7 protein-coding genes are annotated in these 11,176 nt (G+C 68.9%); 1 reads left to right on the forward strand and 6 read right to left on the reverse strand.

The genetic code is table 11. The annotated features are described in order from the left end of the window. Positions 1 to 234 precede the first annotated feature (234 nt). Complete coding sequence (locus KUA19_RS42135; RefSeq protein WP_372452055.1) at positions 235 to 2,352, forward strand: family 43 glycosylhydrolase; 2,118 nt, start codon at positions 235 to 237, stop codon at positions 2,350 to 2,352. A gap of 96 nt (positions 2,353 to 2,448) precedes the next feature. On the opposite strand, the gene KUA19_RS42140 is transcribed toward KUA19_RS42135, so the two are convergent. From KUA19_RS42140 to KUA19_RS42165, 6 genes are all read right to left on the reverse strand, one after another. Then, the gene (locus KUA19_RS42140; RefSeq protein ID WP_217405648.1) at positions 2,449 to 3,486 is read right to left on the reverse strand and encodes a LacI family DNA-binding transcriptional regulator; all 1,038 of its coding nucleotides are present in this window, start codon (positions 3,484 to 3,486) and stop codon (positions 2,449 to 2,451) included. A gap of 184 nt (positions 3,487 to 3,670) precedes the next feature. Beyond that, a complete protein-coding gene (locus tag KUA19_RS42145; RefSeq protein ID WP_217405650.1) occupies positions 3,671 to 5,662 on the reverse strand; it encodes an alpha-L-fucosidase in 1,992 nt (663 codons plus the stop codon). A 222-nt stretch (positions 5,663 to 5,884) separates the two neighbouring features. Further along, on the reverse strand, positions 5,885 to 6,859 hold the full coding sequence (locus tag KUA19_RS42150) for a substrate-binding domain-containing protein (protein ID WP_217405652.1): 975 nt from the start codon (positions 6,857 to 6,859) through the stop codon (positions 5,885 to 5,887). A 178-nt stretch (positions 6,860 to 7,037) separates the two neighbouring features. Next, entirely contained in the window at positions 7,038 to 8,630 is a 1,593-nt protein-coding gene (locus tag KUA19_RS42155; RefSeq protein ID WP_254550970.1) for a sigma-70 family RNA polymerase sigma factor, read from the reverse strand. A gap of 263 nt (positions 8,631 to 8,893) precedes the next feature. Beyond that, positions 8,894 to 10,423, reverse strand: a complete 1,530-nt coding sequence (gene arfA, locus KUA19_RS42160) for an arabinosylfuranosidase ArfA (RefSeq protein ID WP_217405654.1) — start codon at positions 10,421 to 10,423, stop codon at positions 8,894 to 8,896. Between the two features lie 98 nt (positions 10,424 to 10,521). After that, a partial coding sequence (locus tag KUA19_RS42165) for an RICIN domain-containing protein (RefSeq protein WP_217405656.1) occupies positions 10,522 to 11,176 on the reverse strand: 655 nt, incomplete at its 5' end.

An 11,176-nucleotide genomic window follows, 5' to 3' on the forward strand; every position in this document is an offset into this window, starting at 1 on the left:
AGGTGTCGGCGCGGACAGGCGGTCGCCAACCGCGGCCGCCGAACGCAGGTCAGCGGGGCAGTCGCCGACCTGCTCTGCCACCGGCCCAGCGGTGGCCGGTACGTGAGCCCGCGTGCCGGCCACCGCTACGCCCCCCAGCGTCGGCACGACCGAGGCTCGTGGCGGCGTGTCTACCGCTTCGTATGACACCGCTCAGGCCAGGTCTGGCCTGGCCTTCCCGCGAAGGAGCATCCCTTGGCCGGCATCAGCACCGTCCCGAAACCCAGTCCACGCAGACGAGCCTGGCGCACCGCGATGATCACCCTCGTCGTCACCGCACTGGCCACATCCGGACTGGTCGCCGTCACCACCAACGGCGCACAGGCCGCGACCGTCGACACCAACGCCTGGTACGTCCTGATCAATCGCAACAGCGGCAAGGCCCTCGACCTCTACAACTCCTCCACCGCCGACGGCGCCCGCATCACGCAGTGGACCCGCAACGACGGCAACAACCAGCAGTGGCAGTTCGTCGACTCCGGTGGCGGCTACTACCGCCTCAAGTCCCGGCATTCCGGCAAGGTCCTCGACGACTACAACTTCTCGACCGCCAACGGCACCGCCATCGTCCAGTGGACCGACCTCAACGGCACCAACCAGCAATGGCGCCTGGCCGACTCCACGGGCGGCTACGTCCGATTCATCAATCGCACCAGCAGCAAGGCCCTCGAAGTCCAGAACGCCGCCACCACCGACAACGCCAACATCGTCCAGTACGACGACTGGGGTGGCAACAACCAGCAGTGGCAACTCGTCAAACTCGGCGGCACCAGCCCCACCCCCACCACCTCGCCGTCGAACAACTCGCCCTACAGCAACCCTGTCATCTGGCAGGACTTCGCCGACCTGGACATCATCCGGGTCGGCAACACCTACTACTACTCCGCGTCCACCATGCACTACTCGCCCGGCGCCCCCATCCTGCGCTCGTACGACCTGGTGAACTGGGAGTACGCCGGTCACTCCGTTCCTTCGCTCGATTTCGGTGCGAAGTACAACCTCAACGGCAGCGGTCAAGGCTACGTCGACGGAATCTGGGCCTCGGCGTTCAACTACCGGCCAAGCAACAGCACGTTCTACTGGCTGGGTTGCATCGACTTCAACCAGACGTACGTGTACACCTCGACCGCCGTGGACGGGACCTGGTCGAAGCGGTCCACGATCAACAACTGCTATTACGACGCCGGTCTGCTCGTCGACGACAACGACACCATGTACGTCGCCTACGGCAACACCACCATCAGCGTCGCGCAGCTGTCGGCCGACGGACTCAGCCAGGTCCGAAGCCAGCAGGTCTTCACGACGCCGTCCAGTGTCGGCACGCTGGAGGGGTCCCGGTTCTACAAGCGCAACGGCTACTACTACATCTTCGTCACCCGACCCGCCAACGGTCAGTACATCCTCCGGTCGACCAGCCCGTTCGGCCCGTACACGATGCAGCAGGTGCTGCTGAACCTTTCCGGCCCGGTCTCCGGTGGCGGGGTGCCGCACCAGGGCGGGCTCGTGCAGACGCAGAACGGCGACTGGTACTACATGGCCTTCGTCGACTCCTACCCCGGCGGCCGCATCCCGGTGCTGGCGCCGGTCACGTGGACCGCCGACGGTTGGCCGCAGCTCCAGTTGGTGAACAACTCCTGGGGCGCCGCATACCCGCGCCCCAACCTGCCCGCACCTCCCCGCGCGGTCAAGCCGATGACCGGCACCGACACGTTCACCGGCACCACGCTGGGCCCGCAGTGGGAGTGGAACCACAACCCGGACAGCACCAAGTGGTCGGTCAACAACGGCCTGCGCCTGCAGACCGCGACCGTCACCGGTGACCTGTACGCGGCCCGCAACACACTGACCCACCGCATCCAGGGACCGACCTCCACCGCCACGATCGAGCTCGACTACTCCACGATGAAGGACGGCGACCGTGCCGGGTTGGCCGTGCTACGCAACTCCTCGGCCTGGATCGGCGTCAAACGCGACAACGGCACCACCCGGGTCGTGATGACCAACGGGCTGTCCATGGACCGCAACAACAACTGGGCCACCTCCAGTACCGGATCCGAGCAGGCCGGCGCCACGGTGTCGGGCGGCCGCATCTGGCTGCGGGCCACCGCCGACATCCGGCCCGGTTCGGCGAGCCGCCAGGCGACGTTCTCCTACAGCACCAACGGCACGACGTTCACACCGCTCGGAAACGCGCTGACCCTCAACAACGAGTGGTACTTCTTCATGGGCTACCGGTTCGCCATCTTCAACTACGCGAGCCAGTCGCTGGGCGGAACAGTGGGCGTCAGCCAGTTCAGCCTGACGACGCCGTAGCCCGGCGGATCGCGCGACAGCGAACAGAAGTCGCACGCCGACATCGGTGGGCCGGGGCGACCCGGCCCACCGATGTCGTGTCACGCCTGGCGACCCTCACCGACCTCGCGCAGACGGCGGAGGGCCGCTGCTGGTTCGCACGACAAGGGTCGGCGGCACGCGCGGATGACGCGGCGGCAACGCCGGCTCTCGGGCATCGAGCATGTCCAGCAACGCGGCCAGGCATCGCCGTCCGACCTCGTCGAAGTCCTGTCGGATGGTCGTCAAGGGTGGGGACAGGTATGCGGCTTCGGGGATGTCGTCGAAGCCGATGACGCTGACGTCCTCGGGGACACGGATGCCGCGCTCGTGCAGTGCCCGCAGCATGCCGAGGGCCTGTTGGTCGTTGGCGCAGAAGACAGCGGTGACATCCGGGCGCGCGGCGATGTGCTTGCCCGCCTCGTACCCGGAGTTCGGGCTCCAGTCACCCGGGATCGCGGCAGGCACCCGGCGTCCGGCGTCTTCGAGTGCCTGGCGCCAGCCATCGACGCGGTCGCGGGCCTCCAGCCAGTCGCGGGGTCCGGTCAGGTGCCACACGGTCTCGTGGCCGAGGTCGAGCAGGTGCTGGACGGCCAGCCTGGCGCCGGCAACCTGGTCGACGGAGATGCTCGGCAGGTCGCCTGCCAGATCGGACTCCACGACCACTGCGGGCACACCGGTCGGGAGACTATGTGCGGCGGCGGCGGCCGGGATCAGGGGCGCGATGATGACGACCCCGGCGACGGACTGCTCGGTGAGTCGGTTCACCGCTTCGGCGACGCCGGCGCGGTCGAGTTGTTCGAGGGCGACGATGCTGATGCCGTATCCGGCCCGCCGCGCCGCCCGCTCGACGCCGAGCAGGGTCGCGGCGGGGCCATACAGGATGGTGTCGAAGCTGACCACGCCGATGACGCGCGAGCGCCGCCCGGCCAGCCCCCGGGCCAGCGCGTTGGGCCGGTAGTTGAGCTGCGCCACCACGCGCAGAACCCGCTCGCGGGTCTCCTCGCGCACGCTCGGGTGGTTGTTGAGGACCCGGGACACGGTCTGGTGCGACACGCCCGCGAGGCGGGCGACGTCGTGCATGACTGCGGCACGCGCGGCCGGCTGCTGGCCCATTGCGTCTCCCCTGACGGCACATCATAGCGTAAGATGATCATCTGGCGTAAAGCGAACGGATGCGTGGTCCACGCGTGACGTGGTACGCATCCGTTCGTGCTGTCAGACCGGCGTCAGAAGCCGCAGGCCGGCCCGCGGTAGGCCTGTTCCCGCGCGGCTCGTCGGAGCAGTGCCGAGTGGTGGGTCAGATCGCCGTGATGGTCCACTGGAGGTTGGTGCTGGCGTCGGGTGTCCACAGGCCCACCGTGGTGCCGGAGGGCATGCTGCCTCGTCCGTCGAGGGCCATTCCGGTGCCGCGGTTCACCAGCTGATACCGACCGTTGCCCATGCTGTTGAGTCGCCACTGCTGATTCACGCCGCCGTTCCATGGCGCCTGCAGCGCGTTGGCGCCGTTGGTCGTGCTACCCCAGCTGTCCACCGCCATGCCGTTGGTGCGGTTGACGATGCGGTAGTACCCGCTGCCCACATCGACGAGCTGCCACTGGAGGTTGGTACTGCCGTCCCAGGTCCACTCCTTGACGACCGAGCCGGAGGCCACGCTGCCGCCGCCGTCGAGGGCGAGGCCGTTGGTGACGTTCATGAGCCGGACCCAACCGGTGGGGATCGCGGCACCGCCCAGGGTCGGGATCTGGCCGGAGAAGGTCAGCTTCACGACGTAGGCCGGCGCGCTGAACGGTGCCGTCGACGACGGCATCGAGATGCGCAGGCCGGAGCCGTCCTGGGTACGGCTGGGCAGGTTGATGTACGAGCCGGCGGTCGAGCCGAGCAGCTGCGCCGAGGTCAGGGTGCCGAGGTTGATCCGCCCGGCGGCCAGGGTGGTGATGTTGAGGCTGGCGCCCGGCCAGCCGAGGACGGTGGCGTAGAGGACGGTGTTCGCCTTGTCGCGGGTGAACCGGATGTCGGTGTTCGTGCCAGGACGGGGGGTGACGAACGAACCGCCGCCCATCTGCGTCGGGCCCTCGCCGTGCAGGCTCCACGCGCGGGTCGAATAGATCGACTCCCCGAAGCGCTTGAGGTAGTCGCCCATGCCGAGCAGCACGGTTCGCTGCCCTGAGGGAATCGTCCCGTCCGCCATCGGTGCGATGTTGAGCAGCATGTTGCCGCCCTTGCTCACCCGGTCGATCAGCGAGTGCAGCATCGCGTTGAGCGAGTAGTAGCCGATGCCGACCGTGTAGCACCAGCTCGAGCTGGAGATGCTGTCGTCGGTGAGCCAGTACGGCGTCTGGATGGCGGCAGGGCCGCCGCGTTCGTAGTCGACGACCTCGCCGGTGGTGTTGAACCCGTCCTTGTAGGTGGCCACGACCTCCCTGTCCCAGGCGACGGCGCGGTTGTAGTAGTACGACAGGAATTTGAGCCGCTGCGCTTCGCTGATGCGGGACAGGTTGAAGTCCTGCCACAGGATGTCGGGCTGGTAGCCGTCCACGACCTCGCGCAGTTTGTCGTACCAGAGCTGTTCCTGGGTGGCGGTGTCGAGCTGGCCGTACAGTTTGCGCAGGCTGGTCGTCGCCTGCTGCGGGACACGGTCGTAGAACCCGGTGAAGTTGTACGCGTGGTGCATCGCCACCAGCAGTTTCAGGCCCTTGGCGCGGATCGCGTCGGCGTGCAGCCGCAGCAGGTCGAGCCGGGGGCCCTTGCCCACCGAGTTCCATTCGTTCACGGTGCTGTTCCACATGGAGAAGCCGTCGTGGTGCTCGGCGACCGGGCCGGCGAACTTGGCGCCGGCGTCGGCGAACAGCTGCGCCCACTCGTTGGGGTCGAAGTTCCCGCCCGCCGACTTGAGCTTCGGCGCGAACTGGACGAAGTTGCCGGCTCGGTCGTTGGCTCCGTTGATGAAGTTGTGGTACGGCCACGCCGACGGGTCGCCGTAGACGCTCCTGTGGTGGTTGTTCTCGTTGGAGCCCGCGTAGTACATGTTGCGCGGGTACCACTCGTTGGCGTAGGCGGGGACGCTGAAGACTCCCCAGTGGTAGTAGATGCCGAACTTCGCGTCCTGGAACCATTCGGCCGCGGCCGGGTGCTGGTTCACCGATGCCCACGTGGCGGTGTAGGAGGTCGGTCCGGGGATCGCGGCTTGCGCGGGCTCGGCGAGCAGGACGGCCGGCAGTCCGGCGGCGGCCGCACCGCCGATGCCCAAAGCGGCCAGAAACGCCCGACGGCTGTGGGGGAAGGTATGCATGCGGGTCCCTCCGGGTCAGGGATGAGAGTCAGTGCCTGGCGCATCCGCCCGGGTCGGCGGATCGAGCAACGTGCTCGGTCACACGAGACTCCGTCGCCCACGCTGCACAACCGGCAAGATACAGCGGGTATGTGGTGGGTAAGCGTAATGTTAGCGGTCACATCCATGTCGGTCAACGGCTCGAGTGCCTCGGACACGCGCGATGACGGCGGACATCGGTCGTCACCGGACCCCAGGCGGCCCGCTGCTGGCACGGACGATCAGCGTGGGCACCGTCCACGGCTGCCCCGTCGCCGCCGGCAGCTCGCGCTGCTCGATCGTCGCCAACAGCGTCCGCAGACACGACCGGCCGAGCCCGTCGAAATCCTGTCGGACGGTGGTCAACGACGGGGTCAGGTATTCGCCTTCAGGAACGCCGTCGTACCCGACGACGCTGACGTCGTCGGGTACGCGCACCCGTCGCTCGCACAGTGCGCGCAGCATGCCCATGGCCTGCTGGTCACTGGCGCAGAACACCGCGGTCACGTCGGCGCGGTCGGCCAGCAGCCGGCCCGCCTCGTAGCCGGACTCCGCGCCCCAGCTGCCCAGCATGATCGGCGGTATGCGTCGGCCGGCCCGTACCAGGGCGGCGCGCCATCCGTCGGCGCGGTGTCGTGCCTGCTGCCAGTCCTGAGGTCCCGACAGGTGCCACACCGTCTCGTGCCCGAGGTCCAGCAGGTGTTCGACGGCCAGTCGCGCACCGAGCGCGTGGTCCACCGTGGGGACGGGGACCTGCCCGACCGTACCGACGCCCACGACCACGGTGGGAACCGCCGAGTGCAGCCTGCTGGCTGTCACGGCCGGGGTGAGCGGGGCGATGATCACTGTGCCGATCACCGGCTGGCAGGCGAGTCGCCCGATCGCCTCCGCCACGCCTGTGTCGTCCGGTCGATCGAGTTCGACGACGCAGGTGCCGTAGCCGGCGCTCCTGGCCGCCTGTTCGACGCCGCGCATCGTCACGGTCGTGCTGTACCTGACCGCATCGAACGCGACGACCCCGATGAGGTCTCGGCGTCGGCCGGTCCGGGCATGGGGAATGAACCGCTGCCGGCCGGATGGCCGTGCCCCGCCCACGGCCCCGCCGCGAGCGTCGGCGGCCACCGCGGCCGAAGCCACCTGCCGCCGCCGAGAGCCGGCTCCGACCTCACGTCCGTTCATCGCGCCTCCTTGGCATCCGGGCCCGGGCGGCCACGGTCGTCGGACACGCTTGTGCTCCTGCGCCCGGTCCAACTGCTAGGACGCGAGAGTCACAGTGCCCTCGTGAGCAGGAGGCTTCGAGCCGGTGATGTCATAACGGAAACTGCGCGGTGACGACCATGACATATGAGTGTGGTGCTCAGTTCGCCCAGGCGGGATGTCTGACAAAGGAACTCTGCCCGGCGAACTCGGCGCTGCCGTCGGGCACATCGATGTAGAGAGCGCCGTCGCGGAAGCGGACGACCAATGCGGGGTAGTTGTGCGCCTGCAACTCGATCGAGCCGGCGATCCTGCCGGGCCGGGGGCAGAATGTGGCGTCCTCCCGGAACAGCGCGGTGGTGTCCTCCGGGCTGAACCGCAGCCTCAGCTCGTAGTGGCGCAGATAGCGACCGTCGGCGGCACGGAAGGTGACGCAGTTCGCGTCCGCCAGCCCCCTGACGACCGTGAACGTCGCCTGCCTGCGGGCCTGCTCGCTGCTGGTGCCGTCGACGGCACCGAGCGCCGCGTAGTTCCCGGCGTAGGTCAGGTAGGTGCCGCGAGCACCTGCCGACTCCAATGACCACGTCCCCAGCGGCAGGGTGGGTGCGGGCGACGCGCTGGCCGAGGGGCTTGGCCGCGGTGCGGACGGGCTGGCCGGGCCCGGTGTCGGCGAGGGCGGCGGTGACGGCGACACCACGGGCGGCGACGGGGCAGGGGTCGCCGCAGTGGGGCTCGGGCCTGCGACGACGGGCGACGGTTGTGGTGGCGGTGGCCAGTTCGCGTACACCGCGGTGGCGCCGACCGCCAGTGCCAGGCCCGCGGCCAGGCTCGGCAGCGGGTGAGCCGACACGCCCGCTGCCAGCTTGCCGATCAGCGGTGCGCGGACGCCGCCGGCCGACGCCACCGCAGAACCGACAAGTGCCTGACCGGACGACCCGGCCGCGCCCGCCAGCAGGCCCTTGGCTGCGAGTGCGGCGGTGAGCGCGGCGGGAACAGCCAGGGGCGCGACGCTGAGCAGCAGACGCTCGAGCGGCACCCGATCGGTGGTGCCGGCCGCGCACACCGGGCAGCCGCGAACATGGCGGCCCAGCCGTTTGCGCCATACCGAGGTTTGACCGCCATCCCAGCCGACCGCGGCCGCATCCAACTGGAGGCAGCGAGGCCGGCCGGTCAGGGCCACCTCGATCGCCCAGGCCGTGTCGAGCTGTTCGCGCATGCGCTGCAGACGCACGCCGGCGTGGGCGATCGTCAGTCCCATCGCCGCGGCCACCTCACCGCGGGTCAGCAGCCCGACCTGCTCCTGCCACCACAGTGACAGAACCAGGCGGTACTCGGGGTCCAGCCAGTTGCTCGCCTCGGTGACCTGGCGGCGCTGGTCGGCCAGCTGCAGGCGGAGGATGGCTGTGTCTTCGAAACTGGCGTCGACGTCTGAGAACCGGTCCATGCCGGCGACCGTGGTGTCGACAGCAGCGCGGCGACGGCGGCGGTGGCGGTGGGAACTGATCTGGCGGACCGTTATCGCGACCAGCCAGGATCGGAAGCTGTCCGGCTCACGCAGCGCGGGTAGGTCACGCACCACGCGCAACAGCGTCTCCTGGACGACGTCGTCGACGTCGGCGTGGCCGTCGAGCGCGCGCCCGACGATGTTGTAGACCAGCGGAAGGTAGGCCGAGATCAGGTCGCCCCGTGCCCGCCGGTCGCCGTTTCGCGCCGCGACGACCAGTTCCGAGTGGTCCAGGTCCCTGATCGCCAACCGCCTCACCTCTAACCGTGCCCCCTGCGACGCGGCGTCGCGGACCGCTTGCGGCAGGGCAGCGTTCGGCTGGCGCCCAGCGACTATCCGCGGCTGCGGCTTCCGGCCTTCGGGAGTGGCAGCCAAGTTACTGCCAGTGGCCGCCGAGGGTCAACCACGGCGGCGAGCATGCCCGCAGGCGCCGGGCCATCAGGGAGGCCGACCTGGATGGTCGTCGCGCCGATGGGTGAACCACACGGCGCGGTCCGACGCTCACGTCAGGCTCACGTTGCCTGCTCCAATCGGATCACGTTCCAGGACATCGGAGGGAGCAGGACCGCCACCCCGTCGCGATCGCCCGATACCGACGAGTTGGCTCGTGGGAACACACGGTCGGGCTCGTCGGCGGTGTTGCGCACATAGGGGTCCTGCGCCGTGAGCTGGTACGCCTCGGCTACCCGTACCGAGCCCAACGCCCGGGTGTCCATCGACAGCGACAGCGGCGTGTCCAGCGAGCGGTTCACCGCGAACACTGTCGTGGCGGCTGTGTGCTCGTCGTGGGTGGCGACCGCGTGCAGCGTGGGCACGTCACCGTACTCGGCTGTCGGGTAGGTGGGCGAGGTCGGCTCCACGCGCAGCACGTCGCCGGTGGCGTACCGAGACGCCTGGGCGAAGGGGTGGAAGGTGGTCTGCCGCCAAGCTCCCCCACCGGGCTCTGTCATGATCGGGGCGATCACGTTGACGAGCTGGGCCAGGCTTGCCGCCGTGACGCGGTCGCTGTGGCGCAGCAGCGTGATGAGCAGGCTGCCGACCACGACCGCGTCGGCGAGGTTGTAGTGGTCCTCCAACAGCCGGGGCGCCACCGGCCAGTCCCCTCCCCGCGGGGTTTGTGAGGCAGGCTGGTTCATGTACCAGACGTTCCACTCGTCGAACGAGATGTTGATGCGCTTGCCGGCGCGCCGCTTGGCTCTGACGTGGTCGGCGGTGGCCACGACGTCATCGATGAAATTCTCCATGTTGACGGCACTGGCCAGGAAGCCGGCCAGGTCGCCGTTCTGCTCCTGGTAATAGGCATGGCACGACACGTAGTCGACGAGGTCGTACGCATGCTCCAGCACGGTGGCTTCCCACTGGCCGAACGTCGGCATGCCCGACCCGGAGCTGCCGCACGCCACCAGTTCCAGCTCGGGGTCGATCATGCGCATGGCCCGCGCCGTCTCCGCTGCCAGACGCCCATACTCCTCAGCGGTCTTGTGGCCGATCTGCCATGGACCGTCCATCTCGTTGCCCAGGCACCACATCCGGATGCCGTGCGGCTGGGCGGCGCCGTTGGTCACCCGCAGGTCCGACAGCCGCGTCCCGGACGGGAGGTTGCAGTACTCCAGCAGGTCCACCGCCTCCTGGACGCCACGCGTGCCGAGGTTGACCGCCATCATCGGTTCGACCCCGGCCTTGCGGGTCCAGCGGATGAACTCGTCCAGCCCGAACGTGTTCGGCTCGGTGCTGTGCCAGGCCAGGTCCAGTCTGGTCGGCCGGTTCCGCACCGGTCCGACGCCGTCCTCCCAGCGGTAGCCGGAGACGAAGTTGCCGCCCGGATAGCGCACCGTGCTGACGCCGAGTTCTCTGACCAGCTCGATCACGTCGGTACGCAGCCCGTCCGCGTCGGCGCCGCGATGCCCGGGTTCGAAGATGCCCGTGTACACGCACCGGCCCAGATGCTCCACGAACGCACCGAAGGTGCGCCGCGACACCGGCGCGACCCGAAACGCCGGGTCCAGGGTCAACCGCGCCGAGGCGGGGGCGGGATCGGTCATGTCGGTCCTTCGTCAGTGGCCGGTAGCAGTCGCTGGTTCGTGCCGTCGACCCGGACCGGTTGCTCCGGTCCGGGTCGACGGCCTACGGGCGGCGTCGGTCAGATGGCGCTCAGGCTGAAGCGCTGGTTGGCCTGGCCGTTGCAGTCGTAGATCTGGACCTGGGCGCCGTTGGCGGTGCTCCAGACGTCCAGACAACGTCCCGACTGCACACCGGTGATGGTGCCGTTGGAGTTGACGTTCCACTGCTGGTTGCTCTGGTTGTTGCAGCTGTAGATCTGGACCGCCGAACCGTTGCCGGAGCCGGCTGCGTCCAGACACATGGAGCCGTAGACCTTCAGCTGCTTGCTGGCGGTGTAGGTCCACTGCTGGTTGGTCAGGCCATGGCAGTCGTACAGCTGCACCCGCGTGCCGTTGCTCTGCGACGAGTTGGGCACGTCGATGCACCGACCCGACTGGGCACCCACGATCCGGCTGGCGCCACCCGAAGGAGGCGGCGAGGACGACGGGGCGGGTGACGGCGACGCCGTGGACGACGGCTGCGGGTTGGCGGAGTTGAGGGCGTTGAGGACAGAGGTGTACGCCGCCTTAGCGCCGCCGCTGCTGTTGAACAGCAGCGGGCTCTCGCCGGAGCGCCACGAGTCGCTGTCGCGCACGCCCCACACCGTGATCCCGATGCAGCGCGGCACGTTCATGCACGCCTGGGTGAGCCCCGCGTACTGCGACGTCGACGCGTTGGTGACGTCGACCTCGGTC

Origin of the sequence: Catellatospora tritici (assembly GCF_019083965.1) — a bacterium.
GTDB classification, from domain to species: Bacteria; Actinomycetota; Actinomycetes; order Mycobacteriales; family Micromonosporaceae; genus Catellatospora; species Catellatospora tritici.